The 23,626-nt window shown below is 39.6% G+C and carries 16 protein-coding genes and 1 tRNA gene; 8 read left to right on the top strand and 9 right to left on the bottom strand.

Features of this window, described 5'->3' with window-relative positions; all coding sequences use genetic code 11:
• Positions 1-12: 12 nt before the first annotated feature.
• Entirely contained in the window at positions 13-1,380 is a 1,368-nt protein-coding gene (locus ACTHN6_RS19575; protein ID WP_440437469.1) for a glycosyltransferase, read from the bottom strand.
• Between the two features lie 317 nt (positions 1,381-1,697).
• A complete protein-coding gene (locus ACTHN6_RS19570; protein WP_440437468.1) occupies positions 1,698-2,789 on the bottom strand; it encodes an Mrp/NBP35 family ATP-binding protein in 1,092 nt (363 codons plus the stop codon).
• Between the two features lie 180 nt (positions 2,790-2,969).
• On the opposite strand from ACTHN6_RS19570, the gene ACTHN6_RS19565 reads away from it, so the two are divergent.
• Complete coding sequence (locus ACTHN6_RS19565) at positions 2,970-3,605, top strand: carboxypeptidase-like regulatory domain-containing protein (protein ID WP_440437467.1); 636 nt, start codon at positions 2,970-2,972, stop codon at positions 3,603-3,605.
• A gap of 34 nt (positions 3,606-3,639) precedes the next feature.
• On the opposite strand, the gene mutS is transcribed toward ACTHN6_RS19565, so the two are convergent.
• The 3 genes from mutS to ACTHN6_RS19550 form a co-directional block, all read right to left on the bottom strand.
• Positions 3,640-6,240, bottom strand: a complete 2,601-nt coding sequence (gene mutS / locus ACTHN6_RS19560; RefSeq protein WP_440437466.1) for a DNA mismatch repair protein MutS — start codon at positions 6,238-6,240, stop codon at positions 3,640-3,642.
• A gap of 132 nt (positions 6,241-6,372) precedes the next feature.
• Positions 6,373-6,957 (bottom strand): NUDIX hydrolase, encoded by a 585-nt coding sequence (locus ACTHN6_RS19555; RefSeq protein ID WP_440437465.1) that lies wholly within the window; start codon positions 6,955-6,957, stop codon positions 6,373-6,375.
• Positions 6,958-7,157: 200 nt separating this feature from the next.
• Positions 7,158-7,679: a YfiT family bacillithiol transferase gene (locus tag ACTHN6_RS19550; RefSeq protein ID WP_440437464.1), complete on the bottom strand. Its 522-nt coding sequence runs from the start codon at positions 7,677-7,679 to the stop codon at positions 7,158-7,160.
• A gap of 156 nt (positions 7,680-7,835) precedes the next feature.
• On the opposite strand from ACTHN6_RS19550, the gene ACTHN6_RS19545 reads away from it, so the two are divergent.
• Positions 7,836-7,909, top strand: a tRNA-Arg gene (locus ACTHN6_RS19545).
• A 237-nt stretch (positions 7,910-8,146) separates the two neighbouring features.
• On the opposite strand, the gene ACTHN6_RS19540 is transcribed toward ACTHN6_RS19545, so the two are convergent.
• The 4 genes from ACTHN6_RS19540 to ACTHN6_RS19525 form a co-directional block, all read right to left on the bottom strand.
• Positions 8,147-8,893 carry an SDR family oxidoreductase gene (locus ACTHN6_RS19540; protein WP_440437463.1) on the bottom strand — a complete coding sequence of 249 codons (747 nt, stop codon included), beginning with the start codon at positions 8,891-8,893 and terminating at the stop codon, positions 8,147-8,149.
• A gap of 133 nt (positions 8,894-9,026) precedes the next feature.
• Complete coding sequence (locus ACTHN6_RS19535) at positions 9,027-9,629, bottom strand: TetR/AcrR family transcriptional regulator (RefSeq protein ID WP_440437462.1); 603 nt, start codon at positions 9,627-9,629, stop codon at positions 9,027-9,029.
• 351 nt (positions 9,630-9,980) lie between these two features.
• Positions 9,981-10,496: a DUF937 domain-containing protein gene (locus ACTHN6_RS19530; RefSeq protein ID WP_440437461.1), complete on the bottom strand. Its 516-nt coding sequence runs from the start codon at positions 10,494-10,496 to the stop codon at positions 9,981-9,983.
• A gap of 23 nt (positions 10,497-10,519) precedes the next feature.
• Positions 10,520-11,491 (bottom strand): M23 family metallopeptidase, encoded by a 972-nt coding sequence (locus ACTHN6_RS19525; protein ID WP_440437460.1) that lies wholly within the window; start codon positions 11,489-11,491, stop codon positions 10,520-10,522.
• 250 nt (positions 11,492-11,741) lie between these two features.
• Here ACTHN6_RS19525 and alaS point away from each other — a divergent pair, with 250 nt between their 5' ends.
• From alaS to ACTHN6_RS19495, 6 genes are all read left to right on the top strand, one after another.
• Positions 11,742-14,489, top strand: a complete 2,748-nt coding sequence (alaS, locus tag ACTHN6_RS19520; RefSeq protein ID WP_440437459.1) for an alanine--tRNA ligase — start codon at positions 11,742-11,744, stop codon at positions 14,487-14,489.
• A 146-nt stretch (positions 14,490-14,635) separates the two neighbouring features.
• The gene (locus ACTHN6_RS19515) at positions 14,636-15,148 is read left to right on the top strand and encodes a GNAT family N-acetyltransferase (RefSeq protein ID WP_440437458.1); all 513 of its coding nucleotides are present in this window, start codon (positions 14,636-14,638) and stop codon (positions 15,146-15,148) included.
• 112 nt (positions 15,149-15,260) lie between these two features.
• A complete protein-coding gene (locus tag ACTHN6_RS19510; protein WP_440437457.1) occupies positions 15,261-16,481 on the top strand; it encodes a DUF2062 domain-containing protein in 1,221 nt (406 codons plus the stop codon).
• Between the two features lie 9 nt (positions 16,482-16,490).
• On the top strand, positions 16,491-20,387 hold the full coding sequence (locus ACTHN6_RS19505; RefSeq protein WP_440437456.1) for a 1-acyl-sn-glycerol-3-phosphate acyltransferase: 3,897 nt from the start codon (positions 16,491-16,493) through the stop codon (positions 20,385-20,387).
• Positions 20,380-21,891 (top strand): phytoene desaturase family protein, encoded by a 1,512-nt coding sequence (locus ACTHN6_RS19500; RefSeq protein WP_440437455.1) that lies wholly within the window; start codon positions 20,380-20,382, stop codon positions 21,889-21,891. Before ACTHN6_RS19505 ends, ACTHN6_RS19500 begins: the two co-directional genes overlap by 8 nt.
• Positions 21,884-23,548, top strand: coding sequence for a C45 family autoproteolytic acyltransferase/hydolase (locus ACTHN6_RS19495; RefSeq protein ID WP_440437454.1), 1,665 nt, complete (start codon positions 21,884-21,886; stop codon positions 23,546-23,548). Before ACTHN6_RS19500 ends, ACTHN6_RS19495 begins: the two co-directional genes overlap by 8 nt.
• Positions 23,549-23,626 lie beyond the last annotated feature (78 nt).

Here is a 23,626-nt window from a genome sequence, read left to right as displayed (position 1 = left end):
TTTTAAATATTTTTAATTGTAGATAAGTTGCTTTTGTAAAATGGACTGGCTGTTCAGGATTTTTTCTATATGCTGTGCACACAGCTTATGTGTATTATATTGACTGAATTCGGCGCATAACATCTTCACATTTGCTGCATAAGTATTATCATGCAGCACCTGTTCAACACTTTCCCTTATCTGCGACGGAACAGGTGTTTCGGTGCGCAGGTTAATGCCTATTTTAAAATAACCAACCCGTGCATTTATTTCATTCTTTCCTTCATGTACGCCGGCAACAACCATCGGCAGCTTATTTTGAATACCGAGCATAACGCCGCCATAACCTCCATTGGTTATATACACATCGGCATAAGGCATTACATCGTTGAAAGGAATAAAGTCTTCGATAATAAAATTATCATCAGGATATTTTTTTCTTAATGCCTGCGTACCGGTTCCGCCGGTGGTTACAATAACCAGCCTGTTTGTATTTCTGAATGCTTCCAGCGTTGGCACCAGCAGTTTTGATGTATCTTTTTCAACCGTGCCCTGTGTTACAAGAACAATTTTATCATACTCCATAATCTTGCTGTTATACCAGCGCTTTTCTTCTCTTATCGTTAAGGGCAACAAAGCACCTATGAAATGAATGTTTTTACCAAGGTCGCTGCGTTTATATTCAAAGCCTGGTGTGCCGCTCTGCAGCACAACGGTTGATTTACGGATGAATACATCAAAGAGGTTAATGCCTTTTGCATGAATGCCATATTTAGTAAAAAGCTGCTGCATTACCTTATCAGGTTTTGCAAATAATATTTTGCTGGCAACAAAGCGCAATAGTGCCTGTTTTCTTCTGCCAAAAAAACTATCGGATGGCGTTAAGCCCAAACCAGATGGCGGTAAATCTCTTGAAGTAGCATTTAATGGCATTACGCCTACAGCCACCACCGGAACATTTATTTTTTCTTTTATAAAAGGAATGGCGGAAAAAGCACAATCGCATATTACCATATCAAACGGAAACGTCTTTCTTATTTCCAGCATGTCTTCATAATATTCAGGCGCACGAAGAATGAAGGCATGAATAATATCATGCACGAGTTTCTTGATATTGTTGTTGAGTTTGGTACGTTCAGGAAAAGCCTCATCGAAATTGTTATTGATAACTTCTTTGGCTTTAATAAAACGGTAATGAGGAATATTCAGTTTTCTTAATTTTTCAGTGTAGGTAACCGATGTGTACCAGCGTACATCATAACCCAGTTCTTTTAAATAAACAGCAAGGCCTGTTAAAGGATTAAAATGCCCGTCGGCCGGAAAGTTGGCAAACAATATGCGTTTTGGCTGAGCCGCCAAAATTTCTTTCGTTACCATCGTATTAATAATACCCGTTCTCATTGCTTTGTGTGTTGAAGGTGTTTTTCAAAATTGACAAGGCAATGTTACTTCACCACAAAAGCGAAGTCAAGCACAGTATGCGGCAATTGTATTTTTTAAAGGAAGAATTGTTTAAAAGCAATCATAGTTTGTGGGCGGTGTTGAAGCTGGTGAACAAAGAAGAAGCAAATATTGTTATTTAAGGAACACGCAATATTCAACAATACAATACACAATGTTCAATTAAGAACCTGAAAATGTTTTGCGTATTGATTATTCAAAATAATCAAATAACGTAAAAGAAGAATGAAGCATTATATCTTATCAACTGCCTAAAATCAATCCACCACGTCGGCTACTTTTTCCACAGAAAAATCAGCATTAATCATAGATATACTGCGGGTGGCAAGGTTGGCAAAATTTTCAAATGCCTTGCGGGAGACTGCATCATCACTCATCATAACCGGCACGCCCTGGTCGCCGCCTTCGCGAATGCTTTGCACCAATGGTATCTGCCCGAGAAAAGGAAGATCATATTCTTCGGCTAAATTTTTTCCGCCACCCTTTCCAAAAATATAATACTTGTTGTTGGGTAACTCTTCCGGCGTGAAGTAAGCCATATTTTCCACCAGGCCAATGATAGGCACATTGAGCTGCGCCTGTGCAAACATGGCAATACCTTTCTTGGCATCGGCCAGTGCTACTGTTTGCGGCGTTGTAACAATCACGGCGCCGGTAACAGGCACTGTCTGCATTAAGGTAAGGTGAATATCGCCGGTGCCGGGCGGCATATCAATTACAAGATAATCGAGTTCACCCCAGTCAACATCGGTTACAAATTGTTTAATGGCGCTGCTGGCCATTGGCCCGCGCCAAACCACAGCGCTTTTTTCATCCACCAGCAAACCAATACTCATAAGCTTCATGCCATAACGGTCAATGGGAACAATCATGCCCTTGCCATTCACATCCCGCATCATAGGCCGCTCACCGCGAATGCCAAACATAATAGGCACGCTGGGGCCGTAAATATCGGCATCCATCAAACCAATCTTTGCATTGTGCTGGCTTAAAGCCAATGCAAGATTAGCGGCAACGGTGCTTTTGCCAACGCCACCTTTACCGCTTACAACAGCAATAATATTTTTTACGCCGGGCAAAATTGTTTTGGGATCAATACGGTTACTGGTTGTGTGTGAAGTAAAATTCACATTTACAATAAAGCCTTCATCTAATTGCTGAATCGCATTGATGCAATCTGTTCGCATCACCTCTTTTAACGGGCAGGCTGGTGTGGTAAGTACTATGGTAAAAGCAACCACATTATCTTTCACCGAGAGGTCTTTTACCATGTTAAGGGTTACAATATCTTTTCCCAAATCGGGTTCATTCACTTTACTTAAAGCCTTCAGAATATCATTTTCAGTCATGTTAATTTGCGTTTTTCTTTATCACAATCAGCCGCTGTAATCTTTTATTTTAAAATATTACAGTGCATCTCATTTTTTTGTTAAAAACCATGTACGGCCCGCAAAGTTAACCCTGCTTATGGTTTATTTGTTAAGTGATCATTTTATTTGCATAAAAATTGATTGTTTTAAATTTATTGCATGAATAAACTTCTACCATATTTTCTTTTTGCAATATTGATATTCTTATCACTTACAGGACAGGCTCAAACCCGCAAGGATTCTGTGGTTCAGTTTTATGGTGTGGTAATGAGTGCAGACAGTTTGCGTGGTTTGGATGCAACAAGCGTTATTGTGGAAGGTACCGGCCGCGGCACTATTACCAACAGCCAGGGCGTATTTTCCATAGCCGCTTTAAAAGGAGATAAAATCCGGTTCTCCAGCACCGGGTTTAAAGATAAAACGCTTACCATTCCCGACACGCTTAAAAGCAATCAATATTATGTTATCCAGTTAATGGTGAACGATACAGCCTGGTTGCCTTCCACCATTCTAAAGCCCAGGCCAACCCGCTCTCAATTTGAAAGGGATTTTGTGAATACAGATGTACCTGCAGATGCTTTGGAAATTGCCCGCCGCAATAATGATGAAGCAACCCGCAAAGCCTTAATGTTAACCCTGCCGGTTGACGGTACAGAAGCCATGAATACACAAATACGCCAGCAGGCGCAGCGCTATTATTATTCAGGACAATTGCAGCCGCAAAACATATTCAACCCTGTTGCCTGGGCAGAATTTATACAAGCCTGGAAGCGGGGAGATTTTAAGCGAAAGTAGGCGGCAATAACTGAAGCTTCAATTGAAGGCATTCTTACTTCAGCAAGCCCTTAATCTCATTCAGTTTCATCAGCGCTTCTACAGGCGTTAAACGATTGATGTCGATGTTTTCCAGCAGCTCCCTTATGGTGGCAAATGTGGTGGAGTGTTCATCAAAAATAGAAAGCTGCATTTGAGGCGCTGTAATCTTTTTAGTGTTGATGTTATGGCTTCCTTCCTGCTTCGCTTCCAGTTGTTTTAAAATATCATTGGCGCGGTCAATAAGCTGCGGCGGCATACCGGCCATTTTCGCTACATGAATACCAAAACTATGCGTGCTGCCACCCGGTGCAAGTTTTCGTAAAAAGATGATCTTGTTACCAACCTCTTTATTGGTGATATGATAATTTTTAATGCGTGGAAATTTAACTTCCAGTTCATTCAATTCATGATAATGCGTAGCGAACAATGTTTTAGGGGCGCAGCCTGAATTATGCAAAAACTCAGCGATGCTCCAGGCAATGGAAATGCCGTCATACGTAGATGTTCCGCGGCCGATTTCATCCAGCAATATCAAACTGCGCTGCGAAATATTATTGATGATACTTGCCGTTTCATTCATCTCTACCATGAAAGTACTTTCACCACCGCTTAAATTATCGCTGGCGCCAACACGTGTAAAAATTTTATCAGTCAATGGAATTTTTGCATCATCTGCCGGAACAAAACTTCCAATATGTGCGAGCAATGTGATCAATGCTGTTTGCCGCAGCAAGGCACTTTTACCACTCATGTTTGGACCGGTAAGGATAATGATCTGCTGTAATGAAGGATCAAGCAAAATATCATTTGAAATATATTGCTCACCTGCAGATAAATTTCGCTCAATAACAGGATGGCGGCTGGCTTTCAACTCCAGTTCAAGCCCTTCATGCAGTTGCGGTTTTTTATAGTTATATTGAATGGCATTTTGCGCAAAACAGCACAGGCAATCAAGAACCGCCAAAACACTCCCGTTGTTTTGAATAGGCGCAATAAAATCCTGCAGTTCGCTTATAAGCTTATCATACAATGCTGTTTCAAGCTGCAGAATTTTATCTTCAGCACCGGTTATCTTCTCTTCATACTCTTTTAACTCAGGTGTTATATAACGTTCAGCATTGGCAAGCGTTTGCTTTCTTATCCAGGAAACAGGCACTTTGTTCTTATGCGAATTGGTTACTTCAAGATAGTAGCCAAACACATTATTAAAACCAATTTTTAAAGTTGTTATACCGGTTTGCTCTGTCTCCCTTTGCTGAATATTTATAAGGTATTGCTTGCCCCCGCTGGCAATATTGCGCAATTCATCCAGTTCTGTATTAACGCCGTTTTTTATAGCGCCGCCTTTATTTACTGCCACCGGCGGCGTTTCCGTTATCTCCTTAAAAATTTTTTCAGTTATATAATTACAGGGATTAATTGATGCGCCTAATCTCTTCAAATATTCATTATTCGTACTGCTGCATATTGTTTTTATTTGTTCAGCGTTTTGTAAGCCTTTTGCAAGGTGCATAACATCCCTTGGGTTGATCTTTCTTCCGGGGATGCGGCTTACCAGCCTTTCAATATCGCCGCATTGTTTTATCAATTGCTGTAGCTGTTTGCGCACATCTGTTTGAAGAATTAAATATTCAACAGCATTTAATCTTTCATTTATTTTATGGAAGTCTTTCAAAGGCAGCAGCAGCCAGCGTTTCAGCAGGCGGGCACCCATGGGGCTTACCGTATTATCCAATACTTTTAATAAACTTAACTGGTAATCGCTGCCTGTATTTAATAATTCAAGGTTACGGATTGTGAAACGGTCCATCCATAAATAATCTTCCTTTTCCAGCCTTTGAATGTTTGTAATATGCTGAAGATTGGGATGCTCCGTTTCTTTTAGGTAATGCAGCACCGCACCTGCCGCAATAACGCCGCAATGCAGGTTTTCAATTCCAAAACCTTTTAAGGAATGGGTTTGAAAATGTTTTAAAAGATTGTCTGTGGCAAAAGCTTCATCAAAAATCCACGCATCTAAAGTGTAGGTATAAAACTTCGTTCCGAATTTTTCTTTGAATGTTTTTTGATTACTGCGCTGGTAAATTACTTCTGCAGGCTTTAAAGTTTGCAGCAGTTTATCGGCATATTCCTGGTTACCTTCGGCCACAAAAAATTCACCGGTTGATATATCAAGGAATGCAAGCCCATACACATCTTCGCTGCTGAAATGAATACCTGCCAAAAAATTATTACTGTTATGTTCAAGCAGTTTTTCGTTGGTGGCAATACCGGGTGTTACCATTTCTGTTACGCCACGTTTTACGATGCCTTTGGCTACTTTGGGGTCTTCCAACTGGTCGCAAACGGCAACGCGATAACCTGCCTTTACCAGTTTATGCAGGTATGTATCCAGCGCATGATGCGGGAAACCTGCAAGCTCACTGGCGCCGCTTGCCGCGCCATTATTTCTTTTGGTTAATGTAATGCCTAAAACCTGCGCGGTGGTAATGGCATCCGTTCCAAAAGTTTCATAAAAATCGCCTACACGAAACAGCAAAATGGCATCAGGGTATTTTTGCTTGATTGCCTTATGCTGTTGCATTAATGGGGTATCGTCAGAGCCTTTAGCCATGGCGGCAAATATAATGTCAATCGTGGATGGTGAAACGTGAACGTAAACGCCAACTTATGCACATTGGCTTATCAAATAACAGCCAAATTCCAATTATCAATCCCAGTTCCACTTACGGTAAACACCATAAGTTTATTGCTTGTACGCTAATTTTCCAAGGTTTCTTAATGCATAATAGATCGTGCTTAAATGCATGCTTTGCATGATCTTGTTTTCATTAATCAACTGCATCAATTCATCAAAACTTATTTCATATACATCAATTTCTTCATTTGCATCAAGCGACTGGCCCTTTGTTTTCCTGCCACCGGTTGCCAGGAACATGTGCATCAGGTTTGTATTGGTAGATGGGTTAGCAGAAATTTTTCCGAGCGGTTTTATTTCATCAAATTCATAGCCGGTTTCTTCAAGCAGCTCTCTTCTTATACCATCTTCGTACGATGCATCGGTGGCATCTACGCAGCCGCCGGGCAGTTCAATACATACTTCGCCCAAAGCCTGGCGATATTGTTTTGTCATCAATATTTTGCCTTCCGCTGTTAAGGCAAAAGCCGTTACCCATTCGGGAAACTCAAACACGTAATAATCATTGATAATTTTGCCATCATTCCGTTCGCAAACATCTTTTCTTACGGTAAACCAGGGTGCATGCGATAAATATTCAGAAGATAAAGTTTTCCATTTCAAATGCTCATCGTTCCCCAAAATATTGCCCATATCAATTTAATTTTTGTAAAAATAGCTATCGCTATTTGTTTATGATACCAGCAAATATCGTTGTGGCATCGTTCCCTGCGTCGCAACACTTCATCTGAAGTTATCATGGCAGCATAACTCCAGTTCCGTAACAAATTCAATAATTAACTTTAAAATAAAACCCGTGAACCTGTAAATAAATGAACTATTAATTCCAATCTTCACCAGCCCATTCTTTCCCGCAGGTTTTTAATATGCGCCACATGATGTTTGCCATGCCAGGCATACATGCCGAGTAATTCCCAAAGGCTTATTTTCTTTTTATGTTCCGGGTGAAAAACAGTCCGTTCCCATGTATTATCGTTTAACTCACTGATAGTAGCATATAGCCGCTGGTGTAATGCATGCAACAAGGTTAAAGACACATTTATAGGAAGTGTTTTTGTATCATTCAATTGCGCCCAAGCATCCTGGTCGTAGGGTTTTATCGTTGGATTATCTTCCGTAAGCCCAAGCCTGAAACGCATATAGGCGTTCATGTGGCTGTCGGCAATATGATGCACGAGCTGATGAACCGTCCACCCGCCTTCCCGGTAGGGCGTTTGCAACTGTGCTTCGTCCAGGTTTTGAATGGCCAGTTCTAATTCAGATGGTAAAAATTTTATATCAAGAAGCCACTCTTCTTTTTGCTTTTGTGAAAAAGGCTGTGGTAAAAACCCGCCCACGGGAAAGCGTATATCCATGCTCATAAAATAAAAATGATAAAAAATAAAAATTTGCAAATAGCAGTAATATCCTGATATTTCCATCACATTTTACAAGAGTTTTAGAAAACGTTGGCTGCAGGCTTTTCTAATTTCATTACAGATACCTATATTTGCAGCCCCAAAAGGGAAGCAGGCCCCGTAGCTCAATTGAATAGAGCATTTGACTACGGATCAAAAGGTTTCAGGTTTGAATCCTGACGGGGTCACACAAAAGCAAGGCACCTGGAAATTATTTTCAAGTGCCTTGCTTATTTTTTGCCTGGTAAGAAGGTAAGCGCACTTTTATTCAACAAATTCATTTTACTATCTAACAAAAATAATTCATGCTGCCTGGCCCAGGAAACCCGGTTGGTGAATATCAACCTTTAAAATATCCAGGTAATATAAGGTCACCTCTCCGGCCTTTTTATAATGCGTTCTGGCGGCCCACAACAACTGGCAAACTATGCCAATCGGTTCATTATGTTGAATGCGTTTATAATTCCTTCTTCTGCAAAGAAACCATTACGTAAGTTAACTGCTGTACCAACAGGTATTTCTAATTGATTTTCGTTGAAGGCTTTTAAAAACACTTCGGCAACCTCAGGTGCAGGCATTCCGTATTCAGCTCCGGCAAGGTTTTTAGTAAAAGGTGTATCCACCAGCGGTGGCAACAATTCAAACACTTTTACACTTGTATTTTTTAATTCATGCCGTAAAACCTGCGTGTAAGAGCGGAGCGCTGCCTTGCTGTTTGAATAGGTGGGAACAGCTATCCACGGTGTTAACGCCACTGCTGATGTAACGTTCACGATAGCTGACTCCGGCTGTTTTTTCAATAGAGGCAATAACTTTTCTATCAGGCGTATAGGTGAAAAATAATTGGTTTCAAATTCAGCAATAGCTTTCGTGCGTGCATCTGCCTGCTCGCCAATTGAATATTCATAAGCAAAGCCTGCATTATTAATCAGCACGCTCAAGTTATTGTATGTACTGTTAATTTCGTCAACCAGTCTATTAACGTCATCCCCGTTTGTAATGTCTGCCTGGATAATGATGGCATCAGGTAATTGTTCCTGTGCTGCGTTTAACTTTTGCTTACTTCTGCCCACAATAATCACTTTGTTGTCAACACTTAATAACCTGGCTATCTCAAAGCCAATCCCTGAGTTTCCCCCGGTGATGAGAATTGTTTTTCCTGTTGTTTTCATTTTATGAATTTTAAATCTATCAGCACACGCTTTAATTTATTTACCGTTTTGAGTAGCGTGCATTACTCTTAAGCGGCTTATTTATAAAATATACCAATTGGTATATTTTAGTGCAAAAAATTTTATTTGAATGTTAAACTGAAATACTTTGAATCATATCTTTTATTGTTTGCAAAACGGTATCTAAAAACGCAGGATTTTTGGTGCTTCCCGCTATAAAAATTCCGCCCTCCACCAACGCAATTACAGACAAAGCAAATTTTTCTATTACCACATCGTGGCGGAATTCTCCTGCCGAAATACCTTTTTTAATAATGGTTGAAATATCTTTTTTCCATTGCAGCAACTCTGCAGAAACAGCCTTTCGAAGCTCCTCATGCGTGTCGTCTGCTTCGGCGCCCGTATTTATTAACGGGCATCCTCCCTTTGGAAAAATGCGAATATTACTGCTGTGAAATATCCTGGTAAGAACCATTAGCTTTTCCGTGTAAGTCTGTGCTCCATTTATTTCCGTTGCTATTGCATTTTTACGGATTTTGGCATTATGGCGAAAAGCCTCCAGTGCCACTTCTTCCTTATCTTTAAAGTTTCCGTAAATACTGCCTTTAGTCAATCCTGTAGCTTCCGTTAAATCTGACATGGATGTGCCGGCATAACCTTTCATATTGAAAACCGGCGCTGTTTTTTCTATAATTAATTGGCGTGTGCGTTCAGATTTTGATATTGCTTCTTTCATTTCGATCGCAAAGATAAGAATAAAATATACCGATTGGTATATTTTTTTAAAAAGATTTTTTTCATTCCCTTGACATTTCGATTGCCCGGTGTCATTTTAGTTGCGGGGAATCGATTATTGAAAGATTTGAAAAGCCCGGTTTTGAGTATAAATATTATTCCGCTTCCGTAAGTAAAGTGACATGTGCAAAATGATTTTGTATTGATTTCCCGTTTCTGCAATTCAAAAACCATTAGTGTATATCCATTCAGTTTTTTTATTTTGGAAATGCAGGTAACGATCAGCATACAACAAAAAAGATTGCCCGGCGCTGCGCGCCGGGCAATCCACTTTATTCATCCTGCAATAGCATTATTTGCCAAACAGGCCGCCCAATACATCACCCAAACCGCCGCCTTTATTATTGCCGGAATTCTTATTGTCATTCCCCAAACCAAACTGGCTTAGTACAGAGCCAGCATCAAAATTGCCGCCGCCAAAATGGCTCAATATGGAAGAAAGATCAAAACTGCCGTCATTAGGATCATTTGTTTTATGGATAAGCTTATTTAATACCATAGGAATGAGTGATGAGGCAATGCCGCCTGCCTGCGCATTCGACAGGCCAAATTGCTGCATCAGTTTCTCCATTAAATTGCCCTGCATATTTTGTGTAAGCGCCAGTGAAGAAGTATTGCCGCCTCCGTTATTAAAAAGCTGCATCACCTCATTCACATTGCCGCCCTGTATGGCGCTCTGAAAAGTTTCAGAAATAGATTGCGTGGCAACTTTCACAGCTTCGTCATTTCTTTCATCGGGTATGGCATTATTGTTTATAATGTCATTACCTGCATTTTCTTTTACAAGCGATAGTAATTGTTCAAACATATGGCTGGTTTTAGTTTTTAAAATTAATCAAAACTTTGATTGGCGGTTTGTGCCAGCTTCAGCACACGGTCATATTGTTCGGGTGTGAGATCATTATAAAAATAATATACCGGGTCAACGGGGTTTTTACCCCTGTGCACTTCATAATGACAATGCGGGCCGGTGCTTTTACCAGTACTGCCTACGTAACCAATTACTTCTCCCCTTTTTACACGCTGCCCTTTTTTTGCCTTTACGCGGTACATATGGCCGTATAAAGTTTCGTAACCATAACCGTGGTTAATAACAACACAGTTACCATAACCGCCTGAATTATAGCCAGCCTCGGTTACCGTGCCATCAGCGGTGGCATAAATGGGCGTGCCTGACGGGGCGGCAAAATCGAGCCCCGCATGAAACTTGGGCACTTTATATACCGGGTCAATACGGGTACCAAACCCAGAAGCCACGTGTGATAGATTTTTATTGCTCACGGGCTGAATAGCCGGAATGGCAGCCAGGAGTTTCTGCTTGTTTTTCACCATCACCTCAATATCATTGAAGCTTTTTTGCTGATACCCTATCAGCAGTGTCAAGCGGTTCAATTGCGATCCTATACTGTTTAAAAGTTCGCCTTCCCCCAGCCCTGATACCAATTGCGCTTCCTTTACTTTTTCCATAGCCTTCATCCTGGCGCTGTCGGGTATGGGCGAAGATTCAAAAATGGAGCGGTAAACGTTATTATCCCGGTTCAGCAGTTCGTTCATTTGCTGTTGCAGCGTATTTACCTGCTGCTGTATCATTGCATAATTATTGCGGAGGTCTTCATTCTGCTGTTGCAGCATAATGGCTTTGGGCGAATCTATATATTGAAAAGCAATTATTACAATCAATGCCGCCGTTACAATTGCCGTTGCGATAAAAGCAAACACCCGTAATAATTTTACCCTAAGTGGCGTAGTAAGCTTTTCATAGCGTAGGGTATGCGTATCGAAGTAATATTTTATTTTTTTCATTTAAATAAAGTCGCAGAGCGCAATCATTAGCGCTGCTAAGTTATTCATTTATGGGCAACCGGCTTTGCTGCAACTCCGGCTGCAGCAGGCAGCTATCTGCTGCTCTACAGCCATTGAATTTTTATTCAGCGGAAACACTTCAACCGGCAAGCATTACCTTTGTTGCCCTAAAATTTTTGATGGGCAAAGGTAGATTTTATCAGCCCAAAGAAATTATAAAAATAACAGCATTTACATTTTATATAATTATATGACTTCTGCAGAGATACGCCAGGCATTCCTCGATTTTTTTAAAAGCAAAGGGCATGAAATAGTTCCTTCTGCCCCCATCGTTATAAAAAATGATCCCACGCTCATGTTCACCAATGCGGGCATGAACCAGTTTAAAGATTATTTTCTCGGTAATAAACAGGCGCCTTATAAACGCGTTGCCGACACGCAAAAATGCCTTCGGGTAAGTGGTAAGCACAACGACCTGGAAGAAGTGGGTGTGGACACCTATCATCACACCATGTTTGAAATGCTGGGCAACTGGAGTTTTGGCGATTATTTTAAACCCGAAGCCATTGCCTGGAGCTGGGAATTGCTTACAGAAGTGTATAAAATTGATAAAGACCGTTTATACGTTACCGTTTTTGAAGGCGATTCAACAGAAGGCCTGCCAAAAGACGATGAGGCTTTTAATGAATGGAAAAAACATATTACCGGAGAGCGCATTTTAATGGGCAATAAAAAAGATAATTTCTGGGAAATGGGCGATACCGGCCCCTGCGGCCCTTGTACCGAAATTCATTACGATGGGCGCAGCGATGCAGAAAGAAAAGCGGTTGACGGTAAAACTTTGGTAAATGCCGATGACCCACAGGTGATTGAGATTTGGAACAATGTGTTCATACAATTCAACCGCTTAAAAGATGGCAGCCTTGAACCTTTGCCGCAAAAACATGTGGACACAGGCATGGGCTTTGAACGCCTGGTGCGGGTGCTGCAAGGCAAGCCAAGCAATTATGACACGGATGTTTTTACCGGAACAATTAATGCCATAGAAAACATCGTCAATAAAAAATATGATTACAGCGATAGCAAAGAAGCCGTTGCCTTTCGGGTGTTAAGCGATCATATCCGTGCCATCAGCTTCACCATTGCCGACGGGCAGTTGCCATCCAATACCGGCGCGGGTTATGTTATAAGAAGAATTCTGCGCCGGGCGGTTCGGTATTATTATTCCTACCTGGATTATAAGCAACCCTTGTTATTCCAACTATTGCCAATAATTGCAAACCAATTTGAACATGTTTTTCCCGAATTGAAGAAGCAGGAAGATTTTGTAACAAAGGTTATAAAGGAAGAGGAAGATGCGTTCTTGAGAACGTTGGAAAAAGGAATCGCTCGGTTTAATGCCTATTTATTTTCTGCTAAGAATTATCCTGACGCGGAAAAATTATTAGTTGCAGATAGAGAAGGTTCTTTAGATGCAGTTCTTGGTAAAGACGGAATTTTTCAAATAAATCCTGATTCTTTTGTAGAAGGTCTAAAAGATGGTCTTATCTCTGGTGAGTTTGCATTTGAGTTATATGACACTTACGGATTTCCAATTGACCTCACAGAATTAATGGCTAGAGAGAATGGTTTAAAAGGAATTGATACACCAAAATTTATTGAACTTCTTCAACAACAAAAGTCCCGTTCCCGCGCAGCCACAGCCATCGATACAGAAGACTGGGTTATTGTGGGTGATGAGTTTTCGCAAAATGAATTTATTGGCTACGATTCGCTTGAAACAAAAACCAAAATTGTTAAGTACAGGAAAGTAAAGGCCAAAGGCAAAGAACAATACCAGGTTGTTTTGGAAGCCACACCTTTTTATGCAGAAAGTGGCGGCCAGGTTGGCGATGTTGGTGAATTAATCATCGATAATCAGCCATTAAAAATTGTTGATACCAAAAAAGAAAACAACCTTATCATTCATTTCACAGATTCGTTGCCTGCAGATATTAATGAAGATGTTATCGCCAAAGTAGATGTTACGAAAAGAAAACAAACCGCGGTGCACCACAGCGCCACGCATTTATTGCATGCGGCTTTGCGCCAGGTGTTAGGCGCGCATGTGCATCAAAAAGGCAGCCTGGTAAATGCAGAACACCTGCGTTTCGACTTTTCACATTTTGCAAAAATGACCGATGAAGAAATGGCAAAAGTGGAAGCATTAGTGAATGAAAAAATACGCGAAAACATTCCGGTTATCATCAGGGAAATGCCAAAGGATGAGGCGCTGAAATCTGGCGCTATGGCCTTATTTGGCGAGAAGTATGGCGATATAGTCCGTGTGGTTATCATTGATCCCAACTATTCTGTTGAGCTATGTGGCGGCACGCATGTTGGCGCCACCGGCGAATTGGGCTTCTTCAAAATAAAACTGGAAACTTCTGTTGCAGCGGGTGTCCGCCGCATTGAAGCTGTTGCAGGCAAAGCGGCTGAAACCCTTATTCAGCAACAGTTTCAGCAACTGGCTGCTGTTCGCGAAGCCTTAAAAAATCCTAAGGACGTTTTAAAAGCAATCGAAACTTTAAACACGGAAAATGCAGAGCAGAAAAAACAAATAGAAAGCTTTGAAGCAAAACAATTGCAATCTGTTAAAGAAGCCTTGCTGCAAAAGGTTCAATCTATAAACGGTATAAATTTTATTGGCGAACAGGTTGAAGTAAGCAATGCCGATGCGTTGAAGAAATTATGCTTCGAGCTTAAATCAGAACTTACGGATTACGTGGTTACACTTGTTTCCAACATTGGTGGCAAAGCATCTGTTGCCATTATTATAGATGATAAAATTGCCGCTGATAAGAATTTGGACGCTGGCAAAATCATCAAACAAAGTATTGCTCCGTTAATTAAAGGCGGCGGCGGCGGGCAAAAAACTTTGGCAACTGCCGGCGGACAGGATGCCAGTAATTTAGATAAGGTTATTGAAGTGGTGAAGGGATTGGTTTTAATCCAATAGCCGCTTTTGCACCAGGAATTGTAAGCAGGTGATTTTAGTAATAACCTTTGAACAAGGCCATAGCTGCCATAAAAATATGCAGTACAAGGGAGTGACACAACCGTGATGCCATTGCTTCATTTGCCGGCAATCAAAAAAAATAAAAGATGAACATCATCTTTCAATCATCGCGTTTATACTTCAGGAAATTAACTGAAGAAGATGTTGCATTGCTGCTTGACCTCGACAGCAACCCTAATGTTACAAAATACATGCACAGGCCGGTGCCAACAAGAGAAAATATAATGCTGGAACTGTACAAAAAGATTCTTCCACACTATAAAATTTATGGCTACGGCAGATGGGCCATTCATTTAAAACAGGATCATGATTTTATTGGAACAGGCGGATTAAAATATATGCCCGAGTTAGATGAGACTGATATGGGCTACCAGTTAAAAGAAACATATTGGGGCAAGGGTTATGGTTATGAAGCGGCGAAGGCTATGATTGATTATGGCCATAATATTTTAAAATTGCCGGCGATTTTTGCGAAAGCTTTGCCGGCAAATATTGCATCGTGGAAGATCATGGAAAAATGCGGTATGCAATACCTGGAAAATGTAATGGATGCTGATGGATTAATGGTAAAAAAATACCGGTTAATACTGCATACATAATTACGGGCGGGCCACGATGGCATTTGGAAGAGAAGCAATTTTCACACAACCTATTCCAATCTATCATCAATACATCCCTGCCTGTAGAGCCGTAAAGATTAAATTTGTATCCTTGCAATTTCAACGCACAATTATGAATGTGGAGCAGGCTTATAGTGAAAAAATTGACATGTATCTTGTTTGTGTAATCATTCCTACTTACAACAATGCAAAAACGCTGGGAAACGTTATTGCAGATATTTCAGCGTTTACAAATAATATCATTGTTGTAAATGATGGCTCAACCGACGAAACAGAGAATATACTTGCCGCTTTTCCTTCCATTCATACTATCAGTTATAAAAAAAATACGGGCAAGGGTTGGGCATTAAGAAAGGGCCTGAAACAGGCTGCTGCGCTGGGCTATGAACATGCCATCACCATAGATTCAGACGGGCAGCATTTCGCAAAAGACATTCCGGCATTTATTGATAAACTCGAAGTATTAAATGAGGATACCATTATTATCGGCGCAAGAAATATGGAGCAGCATTCTGTGCCCGGCAAAAGCAGTTTCGGCCATAAATTCTCCAACTTTTGGTTTAAAGTGGAAACGGGCATCAATGCGCCGGATACACAATCCGGTTACCGGTTATATCCCCTGTTACCTTTAAGCAAAATGAAATTCATAACACGTAAATATGAATTTGAAATTGAAGTACTGGTACGAAGTGCATGGAAAGGCATAAAAATTGAATCCGTTCCGGTTGCTGTTTATTATGCGCCAAAGGAAACAAGGGTTTCGCACTTCAGGCCGTTTAAAGATTTTACAAGAATAAGCATACTGAATACTATACTTGTTTTTATCGCTTTTTTATATATAAAACCCCGGGATTTTTTCAGGAACATATTCAAAAAAAAATTCTGGGCTGATGTTTATAATGATCATTTTTTAAACCCGGCCGAACCCGACAGCACTAAAGCACTTTCTGTTGCATTCGGTGTATTCATGGGTATAGTGCCAATATGGGGATTTCAATTAGTAACTGCTATATTTTTAGCCATGTTGTTCAGGTTGAATAAAGTGATCGTAATAATGTCGGCACACATCAGCATACCACCAATGATCCCGCTTGTTATTTTTTTAAGTTACAAAGCAGGCAATATATGGATGAATGAAAATGCGGTGCACCTGGAGCTTAGCAAAAACATAAACCTTGCGGCTATTTCGCAAAACCTGCAGCAATATATTTTTGGGAGCATTACCCTTGCTGTAATGGCTGCTGTAATTTTTGGCTTTGCAACTTTTATTGCGCTGAAAATATTTAAACGCAAACCCGAGACCGCCCTGTAAGCTTACGGAATGGAAAAATTGTTTACCAGGATATATTATTATTTGAAAGAACACAGGCCGGTATTGTTCATTTCATTCCTGGCAAGCCTCGCAATCATTGCATTCTTTGCAGCCCGTATTCATTTTGAAGAAGACATTTCCAAAGTTTTACCGCATGATAAGAAAATAGAAAAACTGAACCAGGTTTTTCAGAATTCAAAGTTTGCAGATAAGCTTGTTATAACGGTTTCTTTAAAAGATTCAGCCGCTGCACAACCGGATAGCTTAATTGATTTTACAGACACATTGGTTGCGCATATTAATGAAACATTGCAGCCATATATCAGCAAAATAAATTATAAAGCAGATGATGATGTAGCGCTTTTGCTGTTTAATACCATCAATAATAATTTACCGGTTTACCTGGGTGAAAAAGATTACAGGGCTATTGACAGCCTTATTGAGCCAAACAATTTACAGCAAACGCTTCAGCAGGATTTTAAAACATTGGTTTCACCGGCCGGGCTTGCATTAAAAAATATGATCAGCAATGACCCGGTTGGCATTTCTTTTATAGGTTTAAAAAAAGTGCAGCATTTACAATATGATGAAAATTATCAGCTGTACAATAATTATATAATTACAAAAGATGAAAAGCATCTTTTAATTTTTATTACGCCAAAATATCCCTCAGCCAATACCGGTGAGAATGAAAATTTTTTAACCGGTTTAGATACCATTATTCATAAGCTTACCTCAAACAGCCATATTGATGTTTCTTATTTTGGCGCGGCAGCCGTTGCTGCAGGCAACGCACAGCAATTAAGGAAAGACACTTTATACACGCAGGGCATTACGGTGTTGTTTCTTATTTTTTTCATCGGTTTTTATTTCAGGAAAAAATCTGCGCCGTTACTTGTTTTAATTCCTGTTGTTTATGGCGCTTTGTTTTCGCTGGCTGTAATTTATTTTTTAAAGGGTTCTATTTCCGTTATTGCACTAGGCACGGGTTCCGTTATTCTTGGCATTGCCGTAAATTATTCATTGCATGTTTTTAATCATTACCGCCACACAAAAAATATTGAAGAAGTAATTAAAGACCTTGCCTTTCCGTTAACGCTCGGCAGTTTCACCACAATCGGCGGTTTCTTATGCCTTGAATTTGTACAATCTGAAATATTAAAAGACCTCGGCCTGTTTGCTGCTTTTAGTTTGATTGGCGCTGCATTATGCTCGCTTATTTTCCTGCCGCATTTTATCCGGTCAAAGAAAACAGTGCATGCAAAAGAGCATACGTCTTCATTCATAGACAGGCTTGCAGCTTATCACCCTGAAAGAAATAAAATATTTCTAATTGTTATTGGCCTGCTTACTATTGTATTTTTGTTTAAGGCAGGCGATGTGCAATTTGAATCGGACATGACACAGGTGAATTATATGTCTGATGATTTAAAAACGGCACAAGCCAAACTCGATGCCATTAACCAGTTTTCTTTAACTTCTGTATATGTAGTTGCAGACGGAAAGAATTTAAATGAGGCGTTACAGAACAATGAAAAGCTGGCTGCCGTTGTTGATTCGTTACAACAGAAAGGGCTCATCAAAAAATCATCGGGCGTTTCATCCCTGATTATATCTGATTCTTTGCAGCAAAAAAGAATTGCTTTTTGGAATGTTTACTGGACGCCGGAAAAAAAACAGCGCTTATTGGAAACGTTGGAGAAAGAAGGCAGGGCGCTTGGGTTTTCTGCTACAGCATTTGATAATTTCAAAACACTTTTAAATAAGAATTACACCCCGATTCAGCCTGCTGAATTATCTGAAATAAGAAAGACTTTTTTAGATGATTATATTACCGAGAAACCCGGTGCAACGAATGTTGTAACACTTTTAAAAGTATCGCCGCAAAATAAGCCTGTTGTTTATAAAACATTTGAAAACAATGCTGGCATAACTGTTCTTGATAAACAATACCTCGCCGATACAATGGCAACAATCATCAATGCAGATTTCAACCGCATAGCCCTTATGTCATCGTTGCTGGTATGTGTTGTGTTGCTGGTAACGTATGGCCGCATTGAACTGGCATTGATCTCATTTATCCCGATGCTTATTTCATGGGTGTGGATATTGGGAATTATGGCTATCACCAATACAGAATTTAACATCATCAACATCATTGTATCTGCACTTATCTTCGGCCTTGGCGATGATTACAGCATCTTCATCATGGATGGTTTATTGCAGCAATATAAAACCGGGAAGAAAAATTTATCATCCTTCAAATCATCTATTTTCCTGTCAGCTATTACAACGGTTGCCGGCCTCGGCATTTTAATTTTTGCAAAACATCCAGCGCTAAGATCAATTGCTTTTATTTCTGTTACCGGCATTATTTGCGTGGTATTAATATCGCAGGTACTGATACCTTTTTTATTCAATATCTTCATTACTAACAGAACAAGAAAAAAGTATTTACCCTGGACTTTATGGAGCTTTTCATCATCCATATTTGCCTTCACTTATTTTGCCTTAGGCAGTATTGTTATTATTCCGTTCGGCATTGTTTTAATTAAGCTAAACCTTTTCAATAAAGAGAAAGGGAAACATATTTATCATGTTATCTTTTCAAAATTTGTATGGAGCGTAGCCTATATAATGATGAACATTAAAAAGGTTATTGTCAATCCTCATAATGAAGATTTTTCAAAGCCTGCTGTTATCATCTGTAATCACCAATCTTTCCTCGATATTTTATGGACGGCCATGCTGAATCCTAAGCTTATATTGCTTACCAACCGCTGGGTTTGGCGTTCGCCTGTGTTTGGTATTGCCATACGTATGGCAGATTATTATCCTGTTGCAAAAGGTATTGAAAACAGTATTGACTTATTAAGAGACAGGGTAAATAATGGTTATTCCATCGTTATCTTTCCTGAAGGAACAAGGTCTGTCGACTGGAAAATCAACCGTTTTCATAAAGGCGCATTTTATCTTGCCGAACAATTAAACATTGATATTTTACCTATTGTTATTGACGGCACCGGTTATACATTAACCAAGAATGATTTCTTTTTGAAAGATGGCCTTATTACGCTCACTTTCCTGCCAAGAATAAAAGCTGGTGATACTTCGTATGGCACAACTTACAGTGAAAGGACAAAAACCATCAGCCGTTATTTTAAAAACACTTATAATGAACTGAAAATTCAAAACCACACACCGGCCCATTTTAAACAGCAGCTTATCTATAATTATATTTACAAAGGCCCGGTGCTGGAATGGTACATGCGCATAAAACTCAGGCTTGAAAAATATTATGAACTGGTAAATTCGCTTGTACCAAAAAAAGGAAAGATATTGGATCTTGGTTGCGGTTACGGTTTTATGGATTATGCTTTATACTTTGCTTCAGAACACCGGGTTATAACCGGCATTGATTATGATGAAGAAAAGATAGCGGTGGCTAATACTTGTTTCAGTAAAGATGATAATATCAATTTCATTGCTGCCGATGCATCAAAGTTTTCGTTTGAAAAATATGATGCCATTATTATGAGTGATGTGTTACATTATCTTGATGAAACTGCGCAAAGAAAACTGATAAAAAATTGTTGTGACAGTTTAAATGATGATGGCATGTTGCTTATCCGCGATGCAAATACAGATTTAAAAAGCCGCCATTTTTATACAAAGCTTTCAGAATTTTTTTCAACAAAATTCATTGGCTTTAATAAAACATCGGGCAATAGTCTTAATTTTTTTTCCGAGCAACTGGTTAAAGAAACGGCCGCATTGAATAACATGAGTTGCGTTAATATAGAAAATTCTAAATACACTTCGAATGTTATGTATGTCTTAAAAAGAAACGTGCCTGCTTCAAAAAATATAAATACTACAGTTACCGTAAACAATAGTGATGAATGATTATGATGTTATAATAACCGGCAGCGGCATGGGCGGGCTTGTTTGCGGAGACCTGCTTTCCAGAGAGGGTTATAAAGTTTGTGTTCTTGAAAAGAACAGGCAGATAGGCGGATGTCTCCAAACATATGCGCGGGATAAAGTAATATTCGATTCTGGCGTGCACTATATCGGCGGGCTTGAAAAAGGCCAGAACCTTTACCAGCTTTTTCAATACCTCGGCATAATGGAAAAGCTAAAGCTGGAACGCATGAATGAAGATGCTTTTGACAAGATCATTATAAGCAATGATGATAATGAATATGCGCTGGCACAGGGCTATGATAATTTTACAGAAAAACTTTCATCCTATTTCCCTGAAGAAAGAGATGCCATCAAGAGGTACTGTGATAGTATAAAAGAAGTTTGTATAAAGTTTCCCTTATATAATCTTGATGAAAAAGGCGGTCTGGAAGAAAAGCAAAGCGTGCTGAACATAGGTGCGCAACCTTTTATTGCATCGCTTACCGCTAATAAAAAACTGCAGGCTGTATTGGCAGGCAATAATCTTTTATATGCAGGCTGTGGCAACGAAACGCCTTTTTACGTGCACGCATTGATATTGAACAGTTATATACAAAGTTCCTGGAAATGTATTGACGGCGGTTCGCAGATCGCAAAATTGATAGCAAGAAATATTCGTAATAATGGAGGAACCATCATGCGTAATGCAGAAGTGGTAAGGCTTACAGAGGAAGATGGCGCGATAAAGTATGCCCGGTTAAGTGATGGCAAAAAACTGTCTGCAAAATATTTTGTTTCCAACCTGCACCCGGCAAAAACAATTGAGCTTACACAAACAACCCTGTTTAAACAAGCTTATAAAACCCGCATACAAAATTTAAAAGATACTATCTCCTGCTTTATTGTAAACATTGTGCTTAAGCCGGGCACATTCAAATATCATTCCCATAATTATTATTATCACAAAGAAGAATATTTATGGAACCAGGCAGATTATACCGAAGATAACTGGCCGCTGGGTTATGCTTTATTTATAACGCCATCTTCAAAACATAAAGAATATGCAAACGGCCTTACGCTTTTTACCTACATGCGTTATGAAGACGTGCTTGAATGGAAAGACACTTTCAACACAGATACACATGAACAAAGCCGCGGCGGATCTTACGAAATATTCAAGCAGAAAAAAGCAGAAAAATTAATTGATCTTGCCTGCGAAAAATTTCCATCGATCAGAAATTGCATTCAGTCGTATTACACCTCAACGCCACTTTCTTTCAGGGATTATATTGGCACAGATAACGGCTCTTTGTATGGCATTGCAAAAGATTATAAAGAACCATTAAAAACATTTATATCGCCGCGCACTAAATTGCCCAACCTGTATCTTACAGGCCAGAACTTAAACCTGCATGGCATTTTAGGCGCAGGCATCAGCGGCATTGTTACCGCAACCGCTTTAACGGGCAATAACGAAATAATTAAAAAGATAAAACATGCTTAAAACAAACAGGTTTACACGAAGGCTTTTACGCGTGTTTGGCGTTATTTTTTTGTTGTTTGTTTTACTCGCAGTTTACCTTGTTTGGATATCGAATATTAAGCCGCCAAAAATTGCAAACACAACCGCTATCCAACTGGAAAGAACACAACACGACAGCAGCTTCTACACCTTAAACAATAACTGGTTTCGCAAAAGCAATTCAGGTTTATATGAAATGTATGTAGAAGGAAAACCTTTTAACCGCGGCGTTATTAATGGCAAACTCAGCAAGGAATTGATACAAAGCCAGGAAGATTATTTTGCAGAACAATTGGATAAAATGGTTCCGTCATCATTCTATCAACACTTTCTTAAATATTTTATCGGCTGGTTTAACCGCAAGTTGCCCGATAATATAACGGAAGAATATAAAGAAGAGATTTACGGTGTATCATTATCCGCTTCTGATAAATACGATTATATAGGCAGCAATTATAGCCGTTTGCTGAACTATCATGCAGCGCATGATATTGGCCATGCCTTACAAAATATGGCTTTGGTGGGCTGCACATCTTTTGGCACCTGGGGCGCTATGAGCCAGGACAGCACCATGATCATCGGGCGCAATTTTGATTTTTATGTGAATGATGATTTTGCAAAGAATAAGATCGTGCTCTTTTGTAATCCCTCGCAAGGGCATAAATTCATGTCGGTAACATGGGGCGGATTTATGGGCGTTGTTTCAGGCATGAACGATAAAGGATTGACGGTTACTATTAATGCAGATAAATCTGAAATTCCTACATCATCTGCAACGCCTGTTTCTTTGGTGGCGCGGGAAATTTTGCAGTATGCTGAAAATATTAACCAGGCAATTGCTATTGCAAAAAAGAGAAAGATGTTTGTGTCTGAATCTTTTTTAATCGGTTCTGCAGCAGATAAAAAAGCTGTAATTATTGAAAAGACGCCCGACACATTGGCCGTATATGATCCGCAGCAGAATTATATTATGTGCGCTAATCATTTTCAAAGCGATGCTTTAAAAAATTCGGAAGCCAACAAAGTACAGCTCAAAGAAAATGCCTCGCCATACCGCTATGAACGTTTGACACAATTGATGCAGCAAAATGGTGAAAATACTGTGGCAAAAACAATTGCTGTTTTAAGAGACCATAAAGGTTTAAACAATGCCAGTATTGGCCTTGGAAATGAAAGGGCCATGAACCAGTTTATCGCACATCACAGTATTGTCTTTGAACCGGAAAAATTAAAGGTTTGGGTTTCCACTTCGCCGTGGATGCTGGGCGAATTTGTTTGTTATGACCTGAATAAAGTATTTGCCTTAAAAGGATTAACAGCAGATAAAGAAATTTATGACAGCTCGGAAAATATTCCTGCGGATAGCTTTATACAAACACAGCAGTTTAAAAACTTTGTGCAGTACAGGCATTATACACAGCTTTTATCAGATGGAAAAGATGTAAACGTTGACAGCATGATTGCAGATAACCCAGAATATTATCATGCTTATGTTTTAGCCGGTGATTATTATTATAAAAAAGAACAATGGCAAAAAGCACTGGGTTATTATCAAACTGCATTAACAAAAGTTGTTACCACAAAGCCTGAAGAAGATCATATTAAAAAACAAATTGAAAGCTGTAAGAAGAAACAGTAAGTACATGGTAACCAGGTCGCTTCAAATATAAAAACTCAATTACAACTGGCTACTCACAATTCACCATCATAAACTTAG

This window comes from Parafilimonas sp. (genome assembly GCF_051953455.1).
Classification (GTDB): domain Bacteria; phylum Bacteroidota; class Bacteroidia; order Chitinophagales; family Chitinophagaceae; genus Parafilimonas.
The sequence above is the reverse complement of the archived record's forward strand: the minus strand, read 5'-3'. Positions and strand labels throughout refer to the sequence as shown.

Excerpts from the sequence above, each read along its gene's own strand:
- ACTHN6_RS19575 (WP_440437469.1), bottom strand. The coding sequence starts at position 1,380 with ATGAGAACGGGTATTATTAATACGATGGTAACGAAAGAAATTTTGGCG.
- ACTHN6_RS19535 (WP_440437462.1), bottom strand. The coding sequence starts at position 9,629 with ATGAAAGAAGCAATATCAAAATCTGAACGCACACGCCAATTAATTATA.
- ACTHN6_RS19515 (WP_440437458.1), top strand. The coding sequence starts at position 14,636 with ATGAACATCATCTTTCAATCATCGCGTTTATACTTCAGGAAATTAACT.
- ACTHN6_RS19505 (WP_440437456.1), top strand. The coding sequence starts at position 16,491 with ATGGAAAAATTGTTTACCAGGATATATTATTATTTGAAAGAACACAGG.
- ACTHN6_RS19555 (WP_440437465.1), bottom strand. The coding sequence starts at position 6,957 with ATGGGCAATATTTTGGGGAACGATGAGCATTTGAAATGGAAAACTTTA.
- ACTHN6_RS19550 (WP_440437464.1), bottom strand. The coding sequence starts at position 7,679 with ATGGATATACGCTTTCCCGTGGGCGGGTTTTTACCACAGCCTTTTTCA.
- ACTHN6_RS19525 (WP_440437460.1), bottom strand. The coding sequence starts at position 11,491 with ATGAAAAAAATAAAATATTACTTCGATACGCATACCCTACGCTATGAA.
- ACTHN6_RS19565 (WP_440437467.1), top strand. The coding sequence starts at position 2,970 with ATGAATAAACTTCTACCATATTTTCTTTTTGCAATATTGATATTCTTA.
- ACTHN6_RS19495 (WP_440437454.1), top strand. The coding sequence starts at position 21,884 with ATGCTTAAAACAAACAGGTTTACACGAAGGCTTTTACGCGTGTTTGGC.
- mutS (WP_440437466.1), bottom strand. The coding sequence starts at position 6,240 with ATGGCTAAAGGCTCTGACGATACCCCATTAATGCAACAGCATAAGGCA.
- ACTHN6_RS19500 (WP_440437455.1), top strand. The coding sequence starts at position 20,380 with ATGAATGATTATGATGTTATAATAACCGGCAGCGGCATGGGCGGGCTT.
- ACTHN6_RS19540 (WP_440437463.1), bottom strand. The coding sequence starts at position 8,893 with ATGAAAACAACAGGAAAAACAATTCTCATCACCGGGGGAAACTCAGGG.
- alaS (WP_440437459.1), top strand. The coding sequence starts at position 11,742 with ATGACTTCTGCAGAGATACGCCAGGCATTCCTCGATTTTTTTAAAAGC.
- ACTHN6_RS19530 (WP_440437461.1), bottom strand. The coding sequence starts at position 10,496 with ATGTTTGAACAATTACTATCGCTTGTAAAAGAAAATGCAGGTAATGAC.
- ACTHN6_RS19570 (WP_440437468.1), bottom strand. The coding sequence starts at position 2,789 with ATGACTGAAAATGATATTCTGAAGGCTTTAAGTAAAGTGAATGAACCC.